We start from the raw sequence: 25,232 nt of genomic DNA, 5'->3' as shown, positions 1-25,232 counted from the left end.
GGAAACCCGATCCGCCAAGTGCGGATTTGCGGGGATCAAGATATTCCTTATGCGGCCTGCCGCTTGGCAAACCGGGGTGCTTGGCCCTATCTCGCGCCCCAACGATATTCGACACATTCACGCCGGAGACTTTCACATGGCGACGACGCACAAGACCCGCATGCTCATCATCGGTTCCGGCCCGGCCGGTCTCTCGGCCGCGATCTATGGCGCGCGCGCCGGGATGGAGCCGATCGTTGTGCAGGGTCTGCAGCCCGGCGGCCAGCTTACCATCACCACCGACGTCGAGAATTATCCCGGTTTCCGCGAAGTCATTCAGGGCCCCTGGCTGATGCAGGAAATGGAGGCGCAGGCTGTCCATGTCGGCACCCGCATGATGTACGACATCATCACCTCGGTTGACCTCAACGGCCCGATCTTCAAGGCTGTCGGCGATTCGGGCGATATCTATGAGGGCGATACCCTCGTCATCGCCACCGGCGCACAGGCGCAGTGGCTCGGCGTCCCCGGCGAGCAGGAACTTTCGGGCAAGGGCGTCTCGGCCTGCGCCACGTGCGATGGTTTCTTCTATCGCGGCAAGAAGGTCGTGGTGATCGGCGGCGGCAATACCGCGGTCGAGGAAGCGCTCTACCTCACCAACCATTCCGACGAAGTGACCCTGATCCACCGCCGAGACAGCTTGCGCGCCGAGAAGATCCTGCAGGACCGCCTTTTCGCGAACCCGAAGATCAACGTCGTTTGGGACAAGCGCGTCGAACGCTTCATGGAAGGCGAAAATGGCGAACTGCGCGCCCTTGCGCTGATCGACACCAAGACCGGCGAGCAGAGCGAAATCCTTACGGACGGTGCTTTCGTCGCCATCGGACACGCACCGGCGACGGAACTGTTCAAGGGCAAGCTGGCCATGGACGAGACCGGCTATCTCCTCGTCCAGCCGGGCACGCCCAAGACCGATATCGCCGGCGTTTTCGCTTGCGGCGACGTGATGGATCACGTCTATCGCCAGGCCATTACCGCTGCCGGTACCGGCTGCATGGCGGCGCTCGATGCCGAGCGTTATCTTGCGGCGCGGGATTTCGCCGAAGCGGCGAAGGTCGAAGCCTGACTTTGTAGATAGGAGAGGTCCGGGGCTCAGCCCCCGGGCCTCTCTCGATAGGAACGCCTTGCGCAACTAGGCGTGACGCAAGGCGTCCAGCACTTGCCCGATCAACCAGTCCTGCGCCTCCGGCTCGACGTAGCTGTGCGTGGCGCCGGAACAGCGGCGCACGCGGGTGTCCGATTTGTCCCAATTGGCCAGAAATGCGAGACCCGTGCGGTCCCTTTCGGCGACGAGCAACCGCACCCTACCTGAAAATACGGCGAGGCCGCGCGCCATTTCCTGCGCCAGACCGGCAGGTTCCGCCACGCCCGGACGCGACGCGGCAACGAGGCTGCGGATCAGTTGGGCTATCGCAACTTTTCCCGTGAGGAGGCGCCTGATGGCGGCCGGATCGGTCATCCGGCGGCGATAGTGGCTGCGCACGACTTCGGCCGGAGCGTCCCCGGCCTCGTCCTCGATCGTCCATGGGTTGGACAGTACCAGCGCGCCGAGCCCGGCGCCTTCTGCCAGCATCAGTGCGCTGGCAGCGTCGCAGTTTCCCAGCCCGACGACACGGCGCATTTGCGGGCAAGCCGCGCGAAATGCGCCGAGCGCTGCGCGGATATCCGGCGTGCTCGATCGGAAGCCGCAGTTCTCGCCCTCACTGTCTCCCACGCCGCGCCGGTCGAAACGGAGCACGGGAAACCCTTCGGCAGCAATTCGCACGGCGAGCCGGGCCTGCCCGTTCCACGCGCCGGCGCGTACTTCATTGCCGCCGGACACGATTAGCAGACCGGTGTCTGCCGGCGCTTCATCAAGGCTCGCGGCGAGCTGCGAGCCTTCACAGGGGAAAGTGAAGTGCCGCCGCGTCATGCTCGCAGAGCCTCGCTCAGCAATGCGGCGAGCGCATCGGCCTGAGACGCATCCTCATCCGGTTCCGCTCTCAGCCACAAGCCGCTACCTCCGATCCGCTCCTGCTCGATGATGGGTACGGAGGGATTGGGCTCCAATGTTTCGATCTCCCGGAAAAGCCCGGCGTTCAATGGATATCCGGCGAGCATAATGCCTTCGGTACGGGCCATGTCCGTCAAGGCTTCCCGCGTCTGTTCGCGTCCCGCCTCGCGGTCTGCAAACATGCGGGCGCGCAACATGGAGCGCAGGATCTGGGCGCCCTTTACCGGTGCGTAGTGCCATTTCGGCAGGCTCGGTGTGAACAGGCAGCCTCCGCGAATGCCGAGGACGTGCGTTGCGCCGAAATGCGCGGCAGCCGCGGCCATCGCGGTTCGCCATTGGGCCGGGCCTATCGATTCGAGAGCGAGCACGCTCTCGTTCGTTCCCGGCAGGTCCGGGGCAAGGCTGTCGATCCCGGCGCGGTCAAGGCGTCGCATGACCTCCACCGTGAGGCGGCGCATGCGATTGCCCTCGTCGAACAGGGCAGGAACGATCAGGACCCGCTGCGCCCGCCCGCGATCGAACGCGAGCGCATATTCCTTTTCCATGCCGCCATCGGGCAGGGGGCAGGGCCATGTCGTGGGGGTCATCCTGCGATTCCCCCAGCGCGAATCACGCCGTGGCGCGCTTGGCTTTCGCGAATTCGAGCAGGGCGCCGAAGGTCTCCAGCATCTCGCCGTCGATCTCGTCGTCCTCGATGATGATGTCGAGCCGGTCTTCCAGCTCGGTCAGGAGGCCGGCAACCGCCATCGAGTCCAGTTCGGGCAAATGCCCGAACAGCCCGGTATCGGCATCGAACGTCTCGGCTTGTCCCTGCTTGAGGCCCAGCACATCCGTCAGGATGCGGCGCAGCAACAGGTCGGTTTCGTCTTGCATGGCCCCTCTCTTCGGGCATTTGTCGTTAACCCCGCGCCTCTAGCCGCGCTTCGCGGTTGCGGCAAGGCGCTCAAGCCCTGCCCGCAAGATATCACGCCCCAGACGAGGCCAATTCAGCGGAGACCCGGGGCGGAACATGTCGAGCCGGTATCGCGGACGCACAAATTCCATCCAGTCCCGCTTGTACGGATCGTCGCCTGTACCGAAATCCACGAGTTCGACACCGTCCGTGTCGATCACATGGCGGAAAAGCGCCGCGCTCAGGACCGAACCGGGGGAGAGGTGCTTCGCCGCTTGCCGGTGAGCGAGTTTGTGTATCCATGCCGTGCCATGTTCGACCGTCCACATCTGCGCGGCGATGGCCTGTCCGCCGCAGCGCGCAATGCCCAGCCGCAGTCGTCCCGCAGAACCTTCGGCTTGCGCGAAGGCGCGCAGGAATGCGGGGCTGCCTTCCTCGGGCTTCCAGCTTTCGGCATAGATCGCTTCGTAGGCTGCCCAGGCTGCGGCATCGAAACGGGTGAGAACTTCGATTTCGAGCTTGCCCGCCTTGCGTTTCAGCGTCGTGCGCAAGTTGCCGGGGCGCGAGGCGAGATAGTGCGCGTAGCTGCGACCGGCTACTGGCAGGACATGATTGCTGTCGCAAATCTCACGGCGGACGAGCCAGCCTGCCTTGCGGAAGGCGCGTTCGAGCAGGGCGGCGCTGCCGTCCTCGTCCGGTACGCCGCTCAGCGTGATGCGGCGGGCCTTTCCGGCAAGGTCGCCCGCCAGTACCGCCAATGGCCGTTCTGCGTCTGAACAGAGCGCGCGGAAGCGGAAGGTATACCAGTTCGACAGTGCGTGAAGGTGCCCGGATGCTCCCTGCAGGGGCAGTACCGCAAAATCCTCGCCGTCACACGCCGCGGCGATAAAGGCGTCTGGAGCGCAATGCTCCGCCAGCGCCCGAAACCATTCGATACGGTCGAAAGGGGCGTGCTGGTTGCCCTCGGAAAGCCACAGCGCTAGCTGGCCGTCCGATTGCACTTGCTTAAGATCGCGGTGATAATCGACCTTTGCCACGTCCCGTTCGAACCCTTTCGGAGCCTTTCCCCGTCATGCCCGGCAGTACCGAAAAGCCGATCCTGCCGCTCGACCATCTCGCCCTTCGGGGAGAGGATTCGGCCGAGGCCCTGGTGCTGCGCGGAGAAGTGCTGGACTACAAGGCCTTAAGATCGCGTGTCTCCAGACTTGCGGCGTGGCTCGCAGTGGAAGTTCCGGCAAAAGGCGCGCGTATCGCTTCATGGGCAGCTAAGGGGGAACTGACCTGCCTGCTCCCGTTGGCGGCCGCGCGCGCGGGACTGGTGCATGTGCCGGTCAATCCGTTGCTCAAGCATGGGCAGGTCGCGCATATCCTGGCAGATAGCGGCGCGGTCATGCTGATCGGCACGCCTTCTCGGCTGGCCTCGCTTGCCGAAGCGGATGTGCCTGCCGATTGCCGTCTGGTCGATGAAGCCGCGGCGCTGGCCGATGCTGCAATGCTGGATGGAGAACTGGCGCCTTCGCAGGCCGATCCCGATGATCTGGCGGCGATCCTCTACACCAGCGGCTCCACGGGGCGGCCCAAGGGCGTGATGCTCAGCCATGCCAATATGTGGCTGGGCGCGGAAAGCGTGGCCGACTACCTTGGTCTTGCTCCCGATGACCGGACCCTGGCGGTATTGCCGCTATCGTTCGATTACGGGCAGAACCAGCTTCTTTCGACATGGTACGCCGGTGGCTGCGTGGTTCCGCTGGACTATCTGGTGCCGCGCGATGTCATGAAGGCGGTGGGCCGGCACGGGATCACCACGCTCGCGGCCGTGCCGCCGCTATGGGTGCAGGTCTGCGAGCTGGATTGGCCGGGTGAAACGGCCGGAAAACTGCGCCGATTGACCAACAGCGGCGGTGCGCTCACTGTCGATCTCGTCCGCAGGATGCGCGCGCTGTTCCCCGGTGCCCGCCTTTTCGCGATGTACGGCCTTACGGAGGCGTTCCGTTCCACTTACCTCGACCCTTCGTTGATCGACAGCCATCCCACTTCGATGGGGAAGGCGATCCCGCACGCGGAAGTGCTGGTCGTCAACGATGCGGGCTTTATCGCTGCCGATGACGAGGAAGGTGAACTGGTCCACTGCGGGCCATTGGTGGCGCAAGGCTACTGGCACGATCAGGAGCGCACGGCTGAGCGCTACAAGCTGGCGCCCCTCGGCTCCCACTATGGCGGCATGGCGGTGTGGTCCGGTGACAGGGTGCGGCGCAGTGCGGATGGGCTGCTCTATTTCGTCGGTCGCCGTGACGCCATGATCAAGAGCGCCGGAAACCGCATCAGCCCGCAGGAGGTGGAGGAAGCCGCGCTTGCGACAGGTCTCGTGGTTGAAGCCGTTGCCCTGGGCGTGCCGGACGCGCGCCTTGGGCAGGCGGTGCATCTGGTTGTCCGCGCTGCACCGGGCTTCGAAACAACCTCGGAATTGCCGCGTAAACTCATGCAGGAACTACCGAATTTCATGCAACCCAAAGTGATCCACTGGCGCGATTCAATGCCTGTCGGGCCGAATGGCAAGATCGACAGGAACGGTCTTGCCGCCGAACTCGCGGCGGCAGGCGCATGAAGCCGCTCGGTCCGATTCCGGCGGGCTTCGAAGCTGCGCGCGGTGTTCTGGTGGTGGGCGGCAGGCCGGTTACGGATTGGGTGGAGCAGGCAGGGGATACGCCCCTGTTCCTCTACAGCGCAAATCTCGTGCGCAGGTGCGTTGCCGATATCCGGGTGGCCATGCCGGAGCGGCTGGCGCTGCATTATGCCGTGAAGGCCAATCCTTTCCCGCCCCTGTTGTCGCTGATGGACGGGCTGGTCGACGGTTTCGACATTGCCTCCGGCGGCGAGTTGGCGATCGTGCGGGCGGCAGGCATCGATCCTGCGCAAGTCAGCTTTGCTGGCCCGGGCAAGCGTGACCGTGAACTGGACGCCGCAATCCGCGCCGGCGTGACGCTCAACCTCGAATCGGAGGCCGAGGCCCGCCGCGCCATCGGAATCGCTGAAACGCTTGGCGTTACTCCGCGCCTCGCCATTCGCGTGAACCCCGATTTCGATCTCAAGGGATCGGGCATGAAGATGGGTGGCGGCGCAAAGCCGTTCGGAATCGATGCCGCGCGAGTGCCTGCGCTCGTGCGCGAAGTGGTGTCCAGCGGGGCGGAGTGGCGCGGATTTCACATATTCGCGGGCAGCCAGGCGCTGGACGCATCAGCCATTGCGGAAACGCAGGGGCAGGCGCTCGATCTGGCCGCAAGGCTCGCGGAAGAGAGCGGCACGGCCTTGCCGCACTGCAATCTCGGCGGGGGGCTCGGCATTCCCTACTTCCCGGGAGATACTCCGGTCGATCTGGCCCTTGTCGGCGAGCGTCTGGCCGAGCGTTTCGAGCGCTTGCCCGATGTTCTGCGCGAGACCGCGTTCTGCATCGAACTCGGCCGTTATCTCGTTGGCGAATCAGGTGTTTATATTGCTCGCGTGATTGACCGGAAGGAAAGCCACGGCGAAGTTTTCCTCGTTACCGATGGCGGCCTTCACCATCAGTTGGCCGCGTCCGGAAACTTCGGAACGGTGGTGCGGCGCAACTACCCTTCGGCCATCGCCACGCGCTTCGATGCGCCGGTCGAGGAGGAAGCGTCAATTGTCGGCTGCCTCTGCACTCCGCTGGACAAGCTGGCGGACAAGGGAGGCTTTCCGCGGGCCGAAGTCGGCGATCTGGTCGCGGTGTTCTGTGCCGGCGCTTACGGCGCCTCGGCGAGCCCGGCGCAGTTCCTCGGGCAGGGGGCGGCACTGGAAATGCTGGTCTGAAGCACGGTTAGCATTCGACAGGCATGTTGTCCCAATGCGGGACCGGGTGCCAATCGGTTGGTGAAGGCTAACGCAATGTTCACCCTTTTAGGCGATAGCGCAGGCTGGATTTTGCCACGTTTGCCGCATCGTAACAGCGATCGGCAGGCCGGCGCCTGAAGGGAAGAGCTTATGCCGCACCGCCGTCCGACCCGACTCCTGGCTGCCTCTGCGCTTGCCAGCGTCGTCCTGACCGGCTGTGCGGGGCCTGCGTCCGGCCCCCAGCTTCCGCCCGCGCAGTTCGTTGCGATGCAGGAGGGGCCGAGCGAGGAGTACATCATCGGTCCGCTGGACCAGCTCACCGTGTTCGTCTGGCGCAACCCCGAACTCGGCGCGAAGGTTCAGGTTCGGCCCGATGGCCGCATCACCACGCCGCTGATCGCGGACATGCCTGCGGTGGGCAAGACCCCGGCCATGCTGGCGGAGGATATCCGCCTGCAGCTCTCCCAATATATCGAGGACCCTCTGGTTTCGGTCATCGTGGACGGGTTTGCCGGCACGTACAGCCAGCAGGTCCGCGTCGTCGGCGCGACCGAGAAACCGGCTTCCATTCCCTATCGCGCCAACATGACCGTGCTGGATGCGATGATCGCGGTGGGCGGTCTGTCGGAATATGCTGCGGGCAATCGCGCACGTCTGATCCGCTTCGACAAGACGGCAGGCAAGCAGACGGAATATGCCCTGCGTCTGGGCGATCTGCTCAAGAAGGGCGACAGCAAGGCAAACGTCATGCTGAACCCCGGCGATGTCATTATCATCCCTGAAAGCATGTTCTGAGGATCGGGCGCGAGATGGGATTGGCGCGATGAACGGCCTTTACGAAGAACTGCTCGCCGCCCTCCACAGCGTCTGGCACCGGCGCTGGATCGCGCTTGCGGCGGCCTGGGCGATCTGCCTGCTGGGCTGGCTGGTGGTGGCCCTGATCCCCAATTCCTACGAATCCAAAGCCCGCATCTTCATCCAGCTCGATGACGCCTTGGCCGAGCAGGTGGGTATCGGCGTGGCCGACAAGAAGCGCGATATCGAGCGCATCCGGCAAACCCTGACCAGCGCCGTGAACCTCGAGAAGGTCGTGCGCGGGACGCGGCTGGGCGATACGATCCAGTCTCCCAAGCAGATGGAATCCACGGTTCTCGGCCTTGGCAAGAACGTGTCCGTGGTCAGCCAGCAGGACAACCTGTTCGAGATCACTGCGACCGCGAACTATTCCTCTTTCTCCGATGCCGAGAATGCCCAGCTTGCCCGTGAAGTGGCGCAGAAGCTGATCGACATTTTTCGCGAGGAGAACCTGTCGGGCGATCGCGGTGACATGGTCGAGACGCTGGAGTTCGTGAACCAGCAGCTGCGCCAGCGCGAAAAGGAACTTGAATCGGCGGAACAGCGCCGCACCACTTTCGAGGCCCAGCACCCCGAAATGGCGCTGGGCGGGGCAGCAGTGGCGCAGCGGCTGGAAAGCTCGCGCACGCAGCTTCGCGATCTCGACGCGGATCTCTCCGCTGCCCAGAGCGCGCTTGCCGCGATCGACGGTCAGCTTGCCGGTACGCCCCGCACGATCGCCGGAGGAACTGCCGGCGGGGCTTCGGGCGCATTGGCGCAGGCCCAGTCGGAACTGGCCGGAATGCGCGCGCGCGGCCTGACCGACAGCCATCCAGACGTGATCGCGGCGCGAAACCAGATTGCAGCGCTTCGCGGTCCTGCAGCGCAGGAAGCGGCCAGCGGCACGGGTACGCCGAACCCCGCCTATAGCTCGCTCCAGTCGATCCGTGCCGAGCGGCAGGCCAACGTCCAGGCGCTGACGTCGCGAAAGGCGGCGCTGCAATCGGACGTAGCCTCGCTCACGGCCTCCGCGATCCAGGACCCCGAACTTGCGACCGAGGCCCAGCGCATCAATCGGGACTACGACGTCCTGCGCCAGCAATACGACAAGCTTCTCCAGGACCGGGAGGAACTGCGCCTGCGCGGCGAAGTGAAGACCGGCCGCGAGGCGGTGAAGTTCCAGGTGGTCGATCCGCCGACGACGCCGCGCAAGCCGGTGGCCCCCAATCGGCCCTTGCTGCTGTTCGGCGTGCTGATCGCCGGCGTCGTGGGCGGCTGCGCAGGTGCTTTTGCGCTCAGCAAGGTCCGTTCGGTCTTCGCGACGACCGCGAGTCTCGAACGGGCGACGGGGCTGCCGGTGCTCGGCGCAATCTCGCAAAATCTCACGGATGGCGTGCGCCAGCTTCGCAAGCGCCGCCTCAAGTACTTCATCGGCGCCGGCGCGGCTTTGTGCGGCCTGTTCGTGGTGTTGCTTGCGGTTGAGTTTATCCAGCGCGGCATGGTGGCCTGAGGAACGGTAATGACCGAACACAGCAAAATTCCCGCGCCCGGACAGACCAGAAAGCGCGGCCCCGGCGAATCGCTGATCGAACGCGCTGCCGGACATTTCGATTTCAACAGCATGATCGCTCGGCCGGTTCCGCTTCCGGCCGAGCCTGTTGTCTCCGCAAGGCCCGCTGACGATGCAGCGTCCGCTGCCGAAACACCCGCTATGTCTTCGCCTGCTTCACCGCCGTTCGCCGCGCCAACGCCCCCTCCAGCGCCAGCGCGCGATGTAGCCGAGCCGGTTGCAGCCGCTTACCCGGCCCCCACGGCCTTCGCCGGTGAGCATCATCCGATCGATCGCGAACTGCTGCGCGAGCAAGGGCTGATCGTGCCGGAGGGCACCGTGACCGCGCTTCTGGAAGAATTCCGCATCGTCAAACGGCAGTTGCTGGTGCAGGCGGCCGATTTGCGGCGTCAGAAAGCAGGCGCCGCCGCACAGCGCGTGCTGATCAGTTCGCCGCATCCGGGCGAGGGCAAGACGTACTGCGCGCTCAATCTCGCGCTGTCGATCGCGGCTGAGAAGGAAAGCGAGGTTCTCCTCGTCGATGCCGATTTCGCCAAGCCTTCGATCCTTTCCGCGCTGGGGCTTCCCGGCGGTCCGGGGTTGATGGACGCATTGATGGACGAGACGATCGATCCCGCCGAATGTGTGCTCGGCACCGATATTCCCGGGCTTTGGGTCATGCCGGCGGGCGATGCGACCATCAATGACAGCGAATATATCGCCTCATCCCGAACCGCGCGGATACTCGACAGGCTGACCGAGAACGCGCCGCATCGCATCGTGATTTTCGATTCGCCGCCCGCCCTTGCGGCATCGCCCGCGGCCGAACTGGCGAAATACGTCGGCCAGACCGTGGTCATCGTGCGCGCGGACCGGACCGGGCAGGGCGCGCTGGAAGATGCGATCTCTTTGCTGGGGGCCTGTCCCAACGTCCAGCTGCTGCTCAATGGTACGCATTTCAGCCCGAGCGGCCGCCGCTTCGGCTCTTATTACGGATACAAGGGATGAAGTCGGTGTTTTCGCCCCCGCTGGGCCTGGGCGCTCTGGCTGCTGCGCTGGCAGCGGCAGCGCCGGTGGAGGCCCAGACGATCGGCTATGACCAGGTCGGCTCGGGTTCCGATGAAGTCGCCGCCTCCGCTCCGTCGTCGGGGCGGCAGGATCGTTCCGGAAAGCGCGGAGGCAAGGGCTCCCGCCGGATCGAGGTGACGCCCTATATCGAGATCGATCAGATCGTCGATGCCCAGCTTTCTCCGGGCAACGACGTGCTCACCTATACTCAGCTCGCGGCGGGCGTCGATGCGGGGATATCCGGGCGCAACAATGCGTTGTCGGCGTCCGTCCGCTATGAACGCTACATCGGCTGGAGCAAGCGCGCAGCCGATGGCGATGCCATCAGCGGCATCGTGCGCGGCTATACCACGATCACGCCGGGCCTGACGCTGGAAGCAGGCGCGCTTGCAACCCAGGCGCGGGTTCAGAACGGCGGCTCTGCGCTTTCGCCCGGTCTGGCGAACGACGGGGGGGCAACCAACGTCTACTCGGTATACGGTGGACCTTCGTTCAGGACGCGCGCGGGCGATGTCGATTTCGCGGCCAATTACCGGGCCGGTTTCACCAAGGTCGAACAGTCGGACGCCTTCGTCGCGACACCCGGCGGCGCGGCGGCCGACGTCTTCGACAAGAGCGTGACGCAGATCGCCGACATCGAGGCGGGCGTGGCGCCTTACGTTATCGCACCGGTGGGGCTGGGCGCTGCGGGCAGCTTCTATCAGGAAGATATCTCCAACCTCGACCAGCGCGTGCGGGACATGCAGGCGCGGGCCCTGGTGACGGTGCCGGTAAGCCGCACGGTGCAGGTGGTGGGCGCCATCGGTTACGAGGACGTGGAAGTGTCCAGCCGCGATGCCCTGCGCGATGCCGATGGCAACCCTGTGATCGGCAGCGACGGTCGCTACAAGACCGACAAGAGCGTCCCGCGCGAACTTGCCTACGACGTCAGCGGCCTGACCTGGGACGTGGCCGTGATGTGGCGGCCGAGCCGCCGCACCTCGCTTTCGGCGCACTTCGGCCGTCGTTATGGATCGACCAGCTTCGGCGGCAACCTCGCCTATGCGCCGGATGATCGCAGCCAGCTCAGCGTCACGGTCTATGACAATGTCAGTGGGTTCGGCGGCCAGCTCAACCGCGCGCTCGATCAGTTGCCGGATGACTTCGTGGCCGTGCGCGATCCCGTGACAGGCGAACTGCGCGGCTGCGTCAGTTCGCTTGACGGCAGCAACTGCTTTTCGGGCGCGCTGGGCTCTGTGCGATCGGCGGTGTTCCGCGGGCGCGGCGTGGCGGCGAGCTATTCGCGCAGGGTCGGCCGCCTCGATGCGGGGATCGGTGGCGGGTACGACCGCCGCGATTTCATCGCTCCGCAGAACACCGTGTTGGCTGCGGCTGACGGGGTGATCGACCAGAACTGGTGGCTCTCGGCCTATCTCAGCGGCCAACTCGGCAGAGAAGCCGGATGGTCGGCGAGCGTCTATGCGAACTGGCTTTCCAGCAACGATCCGCTGGTCGGCAATGTTAACGGTTATGGTGCCACACTCGGCTATTACCGTATGCTGGCCCGCCGCCTCAGGGCGACGGTGGCACTCGGGCTCGACGGCGTGAGCCGTGACGATGCCTTGTATGAAGACTACTGGACCGCGTCCGCCCTCGCCGGCGTGCGCTACAGCTTCTGATTTCGAAGGAGAGCAGGGATGTTCGACCAATTCTACGGGTTCGAGGGCCGGCCCTTCCAGCTTACGCCCGATCCGGCCTTCTATTTCGAGAGCGTGACGCACCGAAAGGCGCTGTCCTATCTCGGCTATGGGCTGGCCCAGGGTGAAGGGTTCGTGGTCATCACCGGTGAAGTCGGTGCAGGCAAATCGACGCTGGTCTCGCACCTCATGGCGACGATAGACCCGGCGCGCCTCACGGCTGCCTGCGTCGTCACCAGCGCGCTTGACGGTGAGGAGATCGTTCACGTCGTCGCTCAAGCGTTCGGCCTTCCGGTCGCCGGGCACGACAAGGCTTCGGCGCTGGGGGCGATCGAGGGCTTTCTCCATGCCGAGGCGCGCGCCGGTCGCCGCTGCCTGCTGATCGTGGATGAGGCCCAGAACCTCTCGGTCGACGCGATCGAGGAACTGCGCATGCTGTCGAACTTCCAGCTCGGCTCGCATCCGTTGCTGCAGACGCTCCTGCTGGGCCAGCCGGAGTTCCGCACGACCCTGCTTGAAAGCGATCAGCTCGAACAGCTTCGCCAGCGCGTGATCGCCACCCATCACCTCACCGCGATGCAGGTGCGCGAAGTGCAGCCCTATATCGAGCATCGCCTGAACTGCGTCGGCTGGAAGGGCAATCCGGGCTTCGATCATCGCGTCTTCGCGGAAATCCACGAGGCGACCGGCGGTATCCCGCGCCGGATCAACCAGATCGTCAACCGCCTGCTGCTGCTTGGTGCGGTTGAGAAGCGTTCGTTGATCGATCTCCAGATGCTGGCCGAAGTGCTGGCCGAATTCGATGAGGATGGCGCCCGCGCGCTCGTCAGCCCGCGAGAGACGGCGGCGGAAGCAGCGCCTGGCGTGCCCGCGGCGCAAGTGGCGGCAGCGCCGGTGCACCATTCCGAAGCCCTCGATGCCAAGGCGGCCATCGCCCTTATCGAGACAGCCTTGGCGGAACGCGATTCGCAGATCGACGAGCTTCAGCATGCCGTGCTGGAACTTGCCGCCCGCGCCGAGCGGGAGAAGGAGGTTGCGGCAGGTTCGGGCAATGATCCCCTCATCGCCGCGCTTCAGGAACAGCTTGAGCAGTCGGCCGCGCATGCGGCCCGTCTGGAAGCCCGTCTCGACGAGCAGGAGCGTACCTTGCGGCACACGCTTACCATGTTGATCGAATGGTTCGAGGGCGGCGAAGGCCAGCGCCAGGCAGCCTGACTGGTCCCCCGCCTTCACGAGGATGGATCCCATGAATGACACAAGACCGGTCAACGGGCTGTCCGTCGATGTGGAGGACTGGTTCCAGGTCGGCGCTTTCGAGACGGTGATCGACCGGGCGGACTGGCCTGCGATACGAACGCGTGTCGAGCGCAACTGCGACGAAATTCTCGCACTGTTCGACGCTGCGGGCGTGAAGGGTACTTTCTTCACGCTGGGCTGGGTCGCGGTGCGTCATCCCGCATTGCTGCGCCGTATCGCCGAGGCGGGGCACGAGCTGGCCAGCCACGGCTGGGACCACGAGCGGGTGTTTCGCATGAATGCCGAGACATTCGGCCGCGATCTCGACATGAGCCGCAACGCCATCGAGGACGCCGCCGGGGTCAAGGTGACCGGATACCGCGCGCCCAGCTTCTCGATAGATGCGCGCACGCCCTGGGCCTTCGAAGTGCTCGCCGGGCGGGGCTACGCCTATAGCTCCAGCGTCGCGCCCATCGCTCACGACCATTACGGCTGGCGCGAGGCCCCTCGCTTCGCCTTCCATCCCCTGGCGGGTAGCGATTTCGTCGAAATCCCGGTGACGACCGCAACGTTTGCCGGACGCAGGCTGGCGGCCGGTGGCGGCGGCTTCTTCCGCGTTTTGCCATACGGTTTTTCGCGTTGGGCGATCCGGCAGGTGAATGCACAGGGGCGCCCGGCAGTGTTCTATTTCCACCCGTGGGAAATAGATCCCGGCCAGCCGCGCGTCGGCAACGCGCCGCTGCGATCGCGGCTGCGGCATTACACCAACCTGGGTGCCATGGCGGGCAAGTTGCGGCACCTGATCGAGGACTTCCGCTGGGGGCGGATGGACGAACTTGCCGCGCGCGAGGCGCAGCACGCGGCGGCACTGGCGGCATGAACGCCCCGTTCGCCCCGGAACAGGGGACGATCAGGCTGGTCGATCTTGCCGATCCGGGCGAAGTGGCGCGGCTGGAGCTGTTCGCCGCCCGTCATCCGCAGGCGACCCCGTTCCACCGTCCGGCCTGGTTCCTCTCTGTCGCCCGCGCAACCGGGAATCGCGCGCTCGCGCTGGTCGAGGAGCGTTGCGGGGAGATCTCGGCCTTTCTGCCGCTTGACGCGATACACTCACCTGTTTTCGGCCGGCTGCTGGCCTCCACCGGTTTTGCGGTCGGCGGGGGGCTTCTCACGGGTGCGCGGACCGATACGGCGGCACTGTTCGCGGCGCTGGAGGAGCTTGCGCTGCGCCACTCCTGCCCGTCGATCGAACTGCGAGGGGGCGAGCTGCCCGATCCGCATGGCGGTTGGGCTATCAAGACCGAAAGCCACTGCAACTTTGCCCGCGCCCTGGCCACGGACGACGAGGCACAATTGCTCGACGTACCGCGCAAGCAGCGCGCCGAAGTCCGCAAGGCACTGGCGAACGACCTGCACGTGGAGATCGGCAGCAGCGAGCGCGATCGCGCCGCGCATTACAGCGTCTTTGCCGAGAGCTATCGCAATCTCGGTACACCGGTTTTTCCGCGCAAGTTGCTCGATGCCGTGCTTGATGCCTTCGGGGACGATGCGGACATCCTTACCGTGCGGCATCGGGGGCAGGCTGTGGCGAGCGTTATCACGCTTTACCATCGAGGCGCGGCAATGCCTTATTGGGGGGGCGGCACCCGGGAAGCACGCCAGCTGCGCGCCAATGACCGGATGTATTTCGAACTGATGCTCCATGCCCGGCGGCGGGGCTGCACGACGTTCGATTTCGGCCGCTCCAAGACGGACAGCGGCGCCTATCACTTCAAGCGTAACTGGGGTTTCGAACCGGAACCGCTGACATATGCCATCTGGACCGCGCCGGGTGCCGCGAAGCGGGAAGCCGATCCGACGAGCAGCAAGCTCTCGCTTCAGATCAAGCTCTGGCAACGCCTGCCGCTTGCCGTGGCCAATAGGCTGGGCCCGCTGATCGCGCGCGGTATCGGCTGATGGGCGAAATCCTGTTCCTGGCTCACCGCATCCCGTTTCCGCCGGATCGCGGAGACAAGATCCGTTCGCACAACGTGCTCAAGGCGCTGGCCCGGCTGGCTCCCGTTCACGTCGGCTGCTTTGCCGACGATGCGGCCGATCATGGCTGCGAGGCAGAGCTTGCAGCGTTATCCGCCAGTCACTTGCTGCTTGCCCGTACGAAATCGCTGCCGGTTGCAGGGCTGGAATCTCTGGCAACCGGACGTCCGCTCAGTCTGACCGCGTTTCACGACCGGCGCATGGCGAACTGGGTGGAGCAAGTGCTCCGCGTCCGGCCGATCGACACCATCTTCGTCTTTTCAGGCCAAGTGGCGCAGTATGTTCCGCAGAGCTTCCGTGGCCGCCTGATCGTCGATCTGGTTGATGTAGATTCCGCCAAGTTCGAGGCTTATGGCGCGGCGGGGCGCGGTTTTCGAAGCTGGATGGAACGGCGCGAAGGGCGGTTGCTGAGGGCCGAGGAAGCCCGGATCGCGCGCCGGGCCGACGTGACCCTGCTGGTGAGCAAGGCCGAAGCGGCGTTGTTCGCCGCACGGCTGGGCGATCCCGCCTGCGCGGTGGAGCCGATGGGCAACGGATTGGATAGCGCGCTTTTCGATCCGACGAAGGCGGTGCCAGAGCCACGCATGGTGGCTATCGACCGCCCGCGCCTGATCTTCACCGGTCAGATGGACTATGCGCCGAATGTGGCGGCAGTCGAACGCGCGATCGCGCGAATCCTGCCGCTGGTGCGCCGCCGCCTGCCGGCTGCCAGTCTGCATGTCGTCGGGCGCAATCCGCCAGCCTCGCTCATGGCGCACCACGGGCACGGCGGCGTGCACATATGGGGCCGGGTGGAGAATATCCGCCCCTGGATCGCGGCTGCCGACATGGCGTTGGTCCCGCTCGAAATCGCGCGCGGGGTGCAGAACAAGGTGCTTGAAGCCATGGCGATGGGCCTGCCCACGGTGCTGTCTCCGGGCGCCGCCACGGGGATCGAGGCTGAAGATGGCCGCGATTTTCTCGTAGCGGAAAGCGACGCGGCCCTGGCGGAGGCTGTCATCGCACTCGCCGGGGATAGCGCGCGGGCGCGGGCCATGGGCCAAGACGCGCGGGAATGGATCGGCGCTCACGCAAGTTGGGGGGCAGCGCTGGCAGACCTTCCACGCCTGATTGCCCTGAAGTCGGGGAGCATGAGCGATGCCGCCTGAAACCGCCACTCTGGAGACTGCCGGCGTGCCTGCGGGACGTTGGCGCTCGCTGCCAGCCCATTGGCGTGCGGCGCTGATCCGCGTCGGTGCGGTCATGCTGGCGTTGATTGCGGTGTTCCATGACGATTGGGCCGCGATGGGGCGCCAGTGGTGGGACATTTCCACGTACAATCACATCATCCTGATCCCGCCGATTCTGGGCTGGCTTGTCTGGCAGCGCCGCGCGGAACTGGTCCGGCTCATGCCGGAGGCCTGGTGGCCCGGGCTGATCCCGATGAGCGGTGCCGCGTTCCTCTGGGTGCTCGGCGCATTTTCAGGGCTCGACCTTGCCCGTCAGGCGGGGGCGGTGGCCATGCTCGGATCTGCCGTGCCGCTGTTGCTCGGCCCGCGCGTAACGGCAGGCCTGTTCTTTCCGCTCTGTTACATGGCCTTTCTCGTACCCTTCGGGGAAGAACTGGTCGAGGCGCTCCAGACGATCACGGCCGAGATCACCATCGCTCTCACGCACCTGAGCGGCATTCCCGCGACGGTGGACGGGGTCTTTATCGATACGCCTGCCGGTCTGTTCGAAGTGGCCGAGGCCTGTTCCGGGGTGAAGTTCCTGATCGCGATGATCGCGTTCGGTACGCTTGCGACCAACGTCTGCTTCGTCAGCTGGAAGCGGCGGTCAGCGATGATGGCGGCATGCCTCGTCGTGCCCATTCTCGCCAATGGCGTGCGTGCCTGGGGCACGATCTACGCCGCGCAGATCGTCGGCGTGGAGAAGGCTGCGGGCTTCGATCATATCGTCTACGGCTGGTTCTTCTTCGCCATCGTGCTCGCGCTCGTGATCGCGGGGGCATGGCGCTTCTTCGACCGCCCGCTCGACGGACCGATGATCGATACCGATGCGATCACCCGGTCGCGCGTGCTGGCATGGCTGGATAAGGGGCGCATCAGCGGCATCGCCGCGATCGTGGGCTTCGCTGTCGTGGTCGTCGCGGCGCAAAGCTGGGCCTTCGCGGCCGAGACTTTAAATGCGCCGCTGCCGCAGGCCATCGAAATGCCGCAGGTGGCAGGCTGGCACCGGGTCGATTACGCTCCGGCGATCTGGTGGGAGCCGCGCGCCGAAGGTGCCGATCACCGGCTGCTTGGCCGCTATGCCGACGGCGAAGGCCATAGCGTGGACGTGTTCATCGCGCTTTACGCGGGGCAGGGAGAGGGGCGGGAGGCCGGCGGTTTCGGGCAGGGGGCGCTGACCCCGTCGAGCCCGTGGTCCTGGCAGGCTCCCGGCCCCGCTTTCCGCGACGCCCGCAGTGAGCGCCTGCTTGGACAGGGGAAGGTAGAGCGTCTGGCGGTAACCTGGTTCCATACGGGGGACCTGCTCACCGGCAGCAATGCCCGGCTGAAGCTGGCGATCATCGGCGATCACCTCGTATTGCGCGCAAGGCCTACGACGATGCTGATCCTTTCATCCGAGGACTATCCCGGCCACCGCGCAGCGCAATCCATTGCGCGTTTCATCGCAGCGACCGGCCCGGTGGACTCGTGGATGGACCGCGTCACCGCGCTCCGCTAGGCCATCAGATATGTGTGGCATCGCCGGTATTTACCATCTCGAGACGCCGAAGCCCGTCGATCCCCAGCGGGTGGCGGCCATGTGCGATGCCATGATCCATCGCGGGCCGGACGGGCAGGGTGTCTGGACCGCGCCCGGCGTGGCGCTGGGGCACCGGCGGCTTTCGATCATCGACCTTGCCGGATCGCCGCAGCCGATGCCCTCGCCCGACGGCCGCGCGATGCTGGTGTTCAACGGCGAAATCTACAACTATCGCGAACTGCGCCGTGAACTGCGGGAGAGCGGGGCGGAATTCCGCACCGACGGCGACAGCGAGGTGATCCTTGCCGCATGGCAGCGCTGGGGCCCCGATTGCGTCTCGCGGCTACACGGCATGTTCGCTTTCGCGATCTACGATCTCGAAGCCCGCACCTTGTTCCTCGCACGGGACCGCCTGGGCGTGAAGCCGCTGTTCCTTGCGCCGCTGAGCGACGGGAGCCTCGCTTTCGGGTCCGAACTCAAGGCATTGCTCGCTCACCCGCTGCTGCGCCGCGATATCGATCCGCTCGCGATCGAGGACTATCTGGCGTGGGGTTATGTCCCCGACACCCGTTCCATTCTCAAGGGCGTGACGAAGCTTCCGGCGGGTCATTCGCTGCTGCTGCGGCATGGCGCGCCGATGCCCCGGCCCGCGCAGTGGTGGAACGTGTCTTTCGCCGAAAGGCGCAAGGGCAAGGTCGACGATCTCGAAGCGGAACTGCTCCACCTCATGCGCGAGGCCGTATCCTCTCGCATGGTGGCGGACGTGCCGCTCGGCGCGTTCCTGTCGGGTGGGGTGGATAGTTCCAGTGTCGTCGCGCTGATGGCGGAAAAGAGCACGCAGCCGGTGAAGACCTGCTCGATCGGCTTCGACGTCGCCGCACTCGACGAGACCGGTTACGCCACGCAGATCGCGCGGCAGTTCGCGACCGACCACCGGGCGCGGCAGGTGTCTCCCGACGATTTCGAGGCGATCGACCAGCTTGCGGCGATGTTCGACGAGCCCTTTGCCGATGCTTCCGCACTGCCGACCTTGCGAGTGTGCCAGCTCGCCCGCGAATCGGTGACGGTGGCCTTGTCGGGCGATGGTGCGGACGAGGCGTTCGCGGGCTATCGGCGTCACGTGTTCCAGCATGGCGAGGACCGCGTTCGCAGCCTCTTGCCGCAGGCGATCCGCAGGCCGGTGTTCGGTGCACTGGGGGCGATTTATCCCAAGGCGGATTGGGCGCCGCGTCCGTTGCGCGCCAGGTCCACGCTACTCTCCCTCGTGGGGGACAGCGCCGAGGGATACGCCCGTTCCATCGGCTTCACCCCGCCCGAACTGAGGGATGGGCTCTACTCCGGCGATTTTCGAAAACTGCGCGGCGATTACCGTGCGGAACACGGCCTGCTGGAACTGATGCGCGGTGCACCCGCCCGTTCGGGGCTGGACCGTGCGCAGTACGCCGATCTCAAGCACTGGCTACCGGGCGACATCCTCACCAAGGTGGACCGCACCAGCATGGCGGTGAGCCTTGAAGCGCGAGAGCCGCTGCTCGATCACCGGTTGATCGAATTCGCGGCAAGCCTGCCCGAATCGATGCGCGTGCGCGGGGGGCAGGGCAAGTGGCTGATGAAGCGCACGATGCGGCGGTTCCTGCCCGACCAGATTCTCTACCGCCCCAAGCAGGGTTTCGTCACGCCGATCGCCCAGTGGTTCCGGGGACCGCTTGCACAATCCGCGCGGGAGATCGCCTCGGGTGCGGCGCTGGCCCGCACCGGGTGGCTGGATGGAGCGCGGCTGACGGGCGTGGTGGAGGAACATATCGCCGGGAGGGCGGATCATTCCCGCCTCCTTTGGCAATTGCTCATGCTCGACAAGTCGCTCACCCGTCTGGGTATCGCCTGATTTCGCCGCTGCGCCCGGCTTGAATGCGGGCTAGCAGGGTTACGCGAATTCGATCGTGAAGCCTTGTTAACCTAACCTATTCTTAGGACCTTTGCTCTAACCCGGCATCGAAACGTCATTCGCAGGACGTGCATGAACATAGCAGGTCGCCAGTACATGATTGAAATGCGGACGCTTTCCGTGAAGGGAGGCCGTATCCTGCGAAGGGACGAAGAGGGGATGAGTTTGCGAGGCCATCATGTCTGACCTCGGCGCGCGGGCTGCCAAAGTCTGGAAGAGCGCCAGATTCAGGATCGTCTTCTGGGCGGTGCTGACCGGCGTGTTTCTGGGCGTTACCGGCGCAGGCCTCCCTCTGGAGGACATTCTGGTCAATGGCCGGACATGGCTTCGCATGCACCCGTCCAAGGGCGAGATCGTCATGGTCCTGCAGGACGGAAAGACGCTTGAGGAACTCGAGGTCCTCGACGTTTCGCGTGCGAACGATGCCCAGGTAATCCGCAATCTGATGGATGCCGGCGCGAAGCGGGTCTTCTTCGACCGCTTCCTGAACGATCACGAGAAAACCGTCGGCCGCGACGAACTTCTTGCGACTTTCGCCAAATATCGCGGACGAGTTTTCCTGGGCGCGATGCCCAGCAAGGACGGCGCGATGGGCAATTACGCCTCGGTCATTCCTTCGCGGGGATTGAGAAAGGATGCCGGCGCGGTTTCGCTGCTGGCCCTGGACCATCCGTTCAATCTCAGCACGAGCTTCCCGTTCGCGTCCGACAGTCCGATCGGTGTCATCCCGAGCCTTTCGGCGAAGATCGCCGACGTGCAGGAAGGCACGTCCTCGGTCTACAAGCCGGACTATTCGATCGATTACAAGACGATCCCGACAGCCAGCTATGTGGATGTGCTGATGGGCCGCTTCGATCCGAAATCGGTGCGCGGCAGGGACATCATCATCGCGCCGAGCGCCGAGGTGTTCCACGACGTCCATACGCTGCCGATGCAGGGTTATGTTCCCGGCGGCTACTTCCATGCCATCGCGGCAGAGACCCTGAAGGACGGGGTGCCGTTCGTCCTGGGATGGATTCCCCCGTTCCTGCTGGCGCTGGTCGTCATCGTGACGGGTGTTGGGCGCGGGCGCGTGCTGGACATCTATCGCTTCAGCGGCCTCGTTGTCGTGCTTATCCTGTTCCCGCTGATGCTGGATCATTTCCGCGTCCAGGTGGATGTATTCCCGGCCATCGCGATGGCCACCGTAGCCGTGTTCCGCATGCGCAACCTCGACCGTGTCGAAGTCGCCGGAGAGACAAACTCGGGCTCGGGCCTTCCCAGCGTGCAGGTGCTGCGCAAATACGACGCGGTTTCGAGCCGGATCCTCGTGGCGCTTCAGATCCGCAATTACGGCGCGATCATCGGCAGCTTCGCCGAACACGTGGAGGCGCAAGTCGCGAACGAGATCGTCCGTCGCATCCGCATCAGCGACAGCGAAGTCGTGGTTTACCACGAGGGCGGGATGTTCATGTGGCTCTCCACGATCCGCAGCACTTTCGATCTGTTCGAGAACCTCGAAGGCCTCCACCGGATCGTGCAGAACGGGATCCAGGTGGGCGGGCTCGACATCGATCTCTCGTTCAACTGCGGTATCGATTCGGAATTCGATCGCCCGGTATCCAGCCGCGTCGCCAGTGCGATGCAGTCAGCCGAGGAGGCCGTGCGAAACGACGAACTGGTCTACAAGTTCGACAGCCGCAAGCATGAGGCGCAGTGGGAAATCTCGCTGCTGACCCAGCTCGATCGCGCCATCGACAATGGCGAGGTCTGGGTGGCCTATCAGCCCAAGCTCGACGTGGCGAGCAACCGCGTGACCGGGGCCGAGGCGCTGGTGCGCTGGACTCACCCGGAGCGCGGTCCGATCAGTCCGGACAAGTTCATCCGCATCGCCGAGGAGTTCCACCGGATCGAGCGCATCACGCGCTTTGTCATCGACGATGCCGTGCGTTCCGCCGTCGAACTGCGGCGCAACGGTTTCGACATGACCATGTCGGTCAACATTTCGGCTCAGTTGCTTCGTAATCCCGGCCTGCCCGGCCTGATCGCCGAAATCCTGGAAACGTACGGCCTGCCTGCGGACAAGCTGATCCTGGAGATCACCGAGACGGATCGTCTCGACCGCAGCTCGCGCACGTTCCAGATGCTCCAGAAGCTCGTGCAGTCCGGCGTCCAGCTGTCGATTGACGATTTCGGCACCGGGAACGCGACGATCGACTACCTGCGTTATCTGCCTGCCACCGAGGTCAAGATCGACAAGGTGTTCATCCAGGCGATGGAAGGAAACAAGGAAGACCTCCTGCTCGTCCAGTCGATCATCGAGATGGCGCATTCACAGGACCGGGTCGTCGTGGCCGAGGGTGTGGAGACTCAGGCCGCACTCGACATCCTGCGGACCATGCGGTGCGACGCCATTCAGGGGTACTATGTCAGCCGGCCCGTACCATTCCGGGATTTGCTCACGCAAATCGTGGGGAGGGAGCCCAGACGAACTGGTTAAAAAAGTCTTGATGACTTCTTAACCTGTTGTTATCCATGTCGGCAGCCGCAAAATAGCGGCGGTTCACATGGGGTAATGATATGTACAGCTGGTACTGGGGCAGCTACGGCCGCTAATCACCAAATCGTATGCGGCGTTTCGTGGAACTCTTCTTCGAAACGCCGCATATACTCTTTCCGAATTCAAGAAAAATTGGCGGAAATCCGCTAAAAATTGATAGATAAGGCCACTGATGCGGCCGCCAGCCACGCCCTTTCCACTATTGGAAATCGGGCGTTTTTTATTGCCTTGCGAGGGCTGGGTCTGGGGCTGGGTGCTGAAGCGCAGGCGTGCAAATCCGTTAACGGAAGCGCGCCCTCAAGCGCATTTCCATTAACGACTGATTCGCAAATCGTTAACTTTTCAGTCTTCGCCGTGGCCCATGGCGAGGTAATCGGCGCTCTGCATCTCGTTGAGACGGCTTACCGTGCGCTCGAATTCGAAGTGGCCATCGCCCGCTTCGTAAAGTTCCTCAGGCGAGGCATCCGCCGCCGCGATCAGCTTCACCTTGTTCTCGTAAAGCGCATCGATCAGAGTCACGAAGCGCGCGGCCTCGTTCCGGCGATCCGGCCCCATCCGGGGTATGCCCACCAGAATGACGGTGTGATAGGCGCGTGCGATTGCAAGATAGTCCGCCGCGCCGCGCGCTTCGCCGCACAGGCGCTTGAAGCTGAACACGCCAACGCCCTTGAGGCTCTTGGGTACGTGCAGCATACGCCCGCCGCCGACGTCGAGCTCGGCCGACGGAACGTGGTCGCTGTCCTCTGGAGGATAGTCGGTCAGGCGGTAGAATGCCTCTCGAACCTGCTCGGTCGCCGGCTCTCCTAGCGGGTAGTGCCAGGTCGCCATGCCGCCGAGGCGGTGCAGGCGGTAGTCCGTCGGGCCATTGAGCGTCAGAACGTCCAGTTCCTTCTCGATCAGCGCAATGAAGGGCAGGAAGTGCTCGCGGTTGAGGCCGTTCTTGTAGAGGTCCTTGGGCGCGCGGTTCGACGTGGTGACGATCGTCACGCCCTCGTCGAGGATGAGATGGGTGAACAGCCGGCTCATGATCATGGCGTCGGCGGAATTGTTCACGACCATTTCGTCGAAGGCCAAGACCTTGACGTTGCGCGCGATGGTGGTCGCCACCGGCGGGATCGGATCGCCGCTTTCCTTGCGGCGTTCCTCGCGTAGCAGCGCATGGACTTCCAGCATGAAGGCATGGAAGTGGATTCTGCGCTTTTCCTCGATGTCGAGGGTTTGGTGGAACAGGTCCATCAGCATCGACTTGCCGCGCCCCACACCGCCCCACATGTAGAGACCGCGCGGGGGAGGGGCCTTCTTGCCGAGCAGCTTGCCGAGGAAGCCGGTGGATGTCTGCGCCTTGTAGACTTCGCGCTGAAGCTGGTTGAGCCGTTCCGCCGCGGCCGCCTGCTCGGGGTCGGAGCGCAGTTCGCCGGTGGCTACAAGAGCTTCGTAGCGTTCGAGCATCGCGGTCATCGCTGGCTCGGCTTGCGCAGGGTGCCGACGAAGCTCGACACGAGGTTGTCACCCTGTTCGGCGGTTCCGCGAAGGAACACGAGGCGGCCGGTTTCGCGCATGACCTCGCATACCACGTCCAGCGGCGCGCCGATGCGGCCGGCACCGATAAACTGGTTGTGGAGGTCCAGCGTAACGGAGCCCGTGACTTCGGCGCCCAGGACGCAGAACATCGTCGCGAACATGGCAACGTCGATGAAGGCAAGGGTGACGCCGCCATGCACGTTGCCGTGCATGTTGCTGTGGCGCGTTTCGAGATCGATCAGGCGGACGCGGGCACTACGCTCGCCTTCGCGCCTGATGATCATCGGGCCGAGGCCCACCGCATTGAAGCGGGTGTCGTCTTCAAGGTTCCAGGTAAGCCAGCCCGGGTTCCCCGGAGCCGGCTCATGGATGAATGCTGTATCGGACGACACGTGGGATTCGCTTGCCGGTGATCGAGCCGGGAGGCTCAGACCTGGCGCTCGGCCTGCATCTTCTTGATTTCGGCGATGGCGCGCGCCGGCGACAGGCCCTTGGGGCAGACGTTGGCGCAGTTCATGATGGTGTGGCAGCGATAGAGACGGAAGGGATCTTCCAGCTCGTCAAGGCGCTCGCCGGTCATCTCGTCGCGGCTGTCGGCCAGCCAGCGATAGGCCTGGAGCAGGATCGCCGGGCCGAGGAACTTGTCGGAGTTCCACCAGTAGCTCGGGCAGGAGGTCGAGCAGCAGGCGCACAGGATGCATTCGTAGAGGCCGTCCAGCTTTTCGCGCTGTTCGGGGCTCTGCAGGCGCTCCTTGCCGGGCGTGGTCGAAACCGTTTGCAGCCAGGGGCGGATCGAGGCGTACTGCGCGTAGAAATGCGTGAAGTCGGGGACGAGGTCCTTGATGACTTCCATGTGCGGCAGCGGGGTGATGCGGATATCGCCCTTGAGATCCTCGATCGCGGTGGTGCAGGCGAGGCCGTTCTTGCCGTTGAGGTTCATCGCGCAGGAACCGCAGATGCCTTCGCGGCACGAACGGCGGAACGTCAGGCTGGGGTCCTGTTCGCTCTTCATCTTGATGAGCGCGTCGAGAACCATCGGGCCGCAATTGTCGAGATCGATCTCGAACGTGTCGTAGCGCGGGTTCTGCCCCGAGTCCGGGTCGTAGCGGTAGACGGTGAACTTCTTCACGCGCGCGGCGCCCTCGGCCTTGTGGACGTTGCCCTGCTTCTTGATCTTGCTGTTGGCCGGGAGGGTGAAGGTCGCCATGAAGAAATCCCCGTGATCTTGCACTGCGGCATGAACCGCGACTGAAAGTCCCCTTAGCGATTCAGTCGCGCGGGGCAAGGGCCAGTGTCAGTGGAATTGCGGTTTCGGCCCTTCGATGGCTTGCAT

Annotated in this window: 21 protein-coding genes; 14 read left to right on the top strand and 7 right to left on the bottom strand. The window is 64.6% G+C overall.

Features of this window, described 5'->3' with window-relative positions:
• Window positions 1–136 precede the first annotated feature (136 nt).
• Window positions 137–1,105 (top strand): thioredoxin-disulfide reductase, encoded by a 969-nt coding sequence (gene trxB / locus U9J33_RS12585; RefSeq protein ID WP_324695721.1) that lies wholly within the window; start codon window positions 137–139, stop codon window positions 1,103–1,105.
• A gap of 66 nt (window positions 1,106–1,171) precedes the next feature.
• On the opposite strand, the gene U9J33_RS12580 is transcribed toward trxB, so the two are convergent.
• Genes U9J33_RS12580 through U9J33_RS12565 form a run of 4 tightly spaced genes read right to left on the bottom strand, consistent with a single transcriptional unit; the run spans window position 1,172 to window position 3,961 of the window.
• A complete protein-coding gene (locus U9J33_RS12580) occupies window positions 1,172–1,951 on the bottom strand; it encodes a hydrolase 1, exosortase A system-associated (RefSeq protein ID WP_324695719.1) in 780 nt (259 codons plus the stop codon).
• Window positions 1,948–2,619, bottom strand: a complete 672-nt coding sequence (locus U9J33_RS12575; protein ID WP_324695717.1) for a hypothetical protein — start codon at window positions 2,617–2,619, stop codon at window positions 1,948–1,950. Before U9J33_RS12575 ends, U9J33_RS12580 begins: the two co-directional genes overlap by 4 nt.
• Before the next feature lie 22 nt (window positions 2,620–2,641).
• Entirely contained in the window at window positions 2,642–2,905 is a 264-nt protein-coding gene (locus tag U9J33_RS12570; RefSeq protein ID WP_054438776.1) for a phosphopantetheine-binding protein, read from the bottom strand.
• Window positions 2,906–2,944: 39 nt separating this feature from the next.
• The gene (locus tag U9J33_RS12565; protein WP_324695714.1) at window positions 2,945–3,961 is read right to left on the bottom strand and encodes a GNAT family N-acetyltransferase; all 1,017 of its coding nucleotides are present in this window, start codon (window positions 3,959–3,961) and stop codon (window positions 2,945–2,947) included.
• Between the two features lie 35 nt (window positions 3,962–3,996).
• On the opposite strand from U9J33_RS12565, the gene U9J33_RS12560 reads away from it, so the two are divergent.
• The 13 genes from U9J33_RS12560 (at window position 3,997) to U9J33_RS12500 (ending at window position 22,318) form a co-directional block, all read left to right on the top strand.
• A complete protein-coding gene (locus U9J33_RS12560; RefSeq protein WP_324695712.1) occupies window positions 3,997–5,529 on the top strand; it encodes an acyl-CoA ligase (AMP-forming), exosortase A system-associated in 1,533 nt (510 codons plus the stop codon).
• Window positions 5,526–6,752: a pyridoxal-dependent decarboxylase, exosortase A system-associated gene (locus tag U9J33_RS12555; RefSeq protein ID WP_324695710.1), complete on the top strand. Its 1,227-nt coding sequence runs from the start codon at window positions 5,526–5,528 to the stop codon at window positions 6,750–6,752. Before U9J33_RS12560 ends, U9J33_RS12555 begins: the two co-directional genes overlap by 4 nt.
• Before the next feature lie 171 nt (window positions 6,753–6,923).
• A complete protein-coding gene (locus tag U9J33_RS12550; RefSeq protein WP_054438768.1) occupies window positions 6,924–7,568 on the top strand; it encodes an XrtA/PEP-CTERM system exopolysaccharide export protein in 645 nt (214 codons plus the stop codon).
• Window positions 7,569–7,596: 28 nt separating this feature from the next.
• Entirely contained in the window at window positions 7,597–9,117 is a 1,521-nt protein-coding gene (locus tag U9J33_RS12545) for an XrtA system polysaccharide chain length determinant (RefSeq protein WP_324695707.1), read from the top strand.
• Between the two features lie 9 nt (window positions 9,118–9,126).
• On the top strand, window positions 9,127–10,164 hold the full coding sequence (locus tag U9J33_RS12540) for a capsular biosynthesis protein (RefSeq protein WP_324695705.1): 1,038 nt from the start codon (window positions 9,127–9,129) through the stop codon (window positions 10,162–10,164).
• A complete protein-coding gene (locus tag U9J33_RS12535; RefSeq protein WP_324695703.1) occupies window positions 10,161–11,882 on the top strand; it encodes a preprotein translocase subunit YajC in 1,722 nt (573 codons plus the stop codon). The genes U9J33_RS12540 and U9J33_RS12535 overlap by 4 nt, the downstream gene beginning before the upstream one ends.
• 18 nt (window positions 11,883–11,900) lie before the next feature.
• Window positions 11,901–13,115 (top strand): XrtA/PEP-CTERM system-associated ATPase, encoded by a 1,215-nt coding sequence (locus U9J33_RS12530; protein ID WP_324695701.1) that lies wholly within the window; start codon window positions 11,901–11,903, stop codon window positions 13,113–13,115.
• A 31-nt stretch (window positions 13,116–13,146) separates the two neighbouring features.
• Window positions 13,147–14,016, top strand: a complete 870-nt coding sequence (locus U9J33_RS12525) for an XrtA system polysaccharide deacetylase (RefSeq protein ID WP_185997169.1) — start codon at window positions 13,147–13,149, stop codon at window positions 14,014–14,016.
• Complete coding sequence (locus U9J33_RS12520; protein WP_324695698.1) at window positions 14,013–15,089, top strand: FemAB family XrtA/PEP-CTERM system-associated protein; 1,077 nt, start codon at window positions 14,013–14,015, stop codon at window positions 15,087–15,089. The genes U9J33_RS12525 and U9J33_RS12520 overlap by 4 nt, the downstream gene beginning before the upstream one ends.
• Entirely contained in the window at window positions 15,089–16,315 is a 1,227-nt protein-coding gene (locus tag U9J33_RS12515) for a TIGR03087 family PEP-CTERM/XrtA system glycosyltransferase (protein WP_324695696.1), read from the top strand. The genes U9J33_RS12520 and U9J33_RS12515 overlap by 1 nt, the downstream gene beginning before the upstream one ends.
• Entirely contained in the window at window positions 16,305–17,873 is a 1,569-nt protein-coding gene (xrtA, locus tag U9J33_RS12510; RefSeq protein ID WP_324695694.1) for an exosortase A, read from the top strand. Before U9J33_RS12515 ends, xrtA begins: the two co-directional genes overlap by 11 nt.
• 10 nt (window positions 17,874–17,883) lie before the next feature.
• Window positions 17,884–19,779, top strand: coding sequence for an XrtA/PEP-CTERM system amidotransferase (locus U9J33_RS12505; protein WP_324695692.1), 1,896 nt, complete (start codon window positions 17,884–17,886; stop codon window positions 19,777–19,779).
• Between the two features lie 238 nt (window positions 19,780–20,017).
• Window positions 20,018–22,318 carry an EAL domain-containing protein gene (locus U9J33_RS12500; protein WP_132468993.1) on the top strand — a complete coding sequence of 767 codons (2,301 nt, stop codon included), beginning with the start codon at window positions 20,018–20,020 and terminating at the stop codon, window positions 22,316–22,318.
• A gap of 402 nt (window positions 22,319–22,720) precedes the next feature.
• On the opposite strand, the gene zapE is transcribed toward U9J33_RS12500, so the two are convergent.
• From zapE to U9J33_RS12485, 3 genes are read right to left on the bottom strand one after another with little or no spacing between them, the layout of a single operon-like run.
• A complete protein-coding gene (zapE, locus tag U9J33_RS12495; RefSeq protein ID WP_185997174.1) occupies window positions 22,721–23,836 on the bottom strand; it encodes a cell division protein ZapE in 1,116 nt (371 codons plus the stop codon).
• Window positions 23,833–24,291: a PaaI family thioesterase gene (locus tag U9J33_RS12490; RefSeq protein ID WP_324695688.1), complete on the bottom strand. Its 459-nt coding sequence runs from the start codon at window positions 24,289–24,291 to the stop codon at window positions 23,833–23,835. Before U9J33_RS12490 ends, zapE begins: the two co-directional genes overlap by 4 nt.
• A gap of 35 nt (window positions 24,292–24,326) precedes the next feature.
• Window positions 24,327–25,106 (bottom strand): succinate dehydrogenase iron-sulfur subunit, encoded by a 780-nt coding sequence (locus tag U9J33_RS12485; protein ID WP_132468994.1) that lies wholly within the window; start codon window positions 25,104–25,106, stop codon window positions 24,327–24,329.
• Between the last annotated feature and the right edge of the window lie 126 nt (window positions 25,107–25,232).

The sequence above is a fragment of the Novosphingobium sp. RL4 genome, from assembly GCF_035658495.1.
Taxonomy (GTDB): Bacteria; Pseudomonadota; Alphaproteobacteria; order Sphingomonadales; family Sphingomonadaceae; genus Novosphingobium.
The sequence above is the reverse complement of the archived record's forward strand: the minus strand, read 5'-3'. Positions and strand labels throughout refer to the sequence as shown.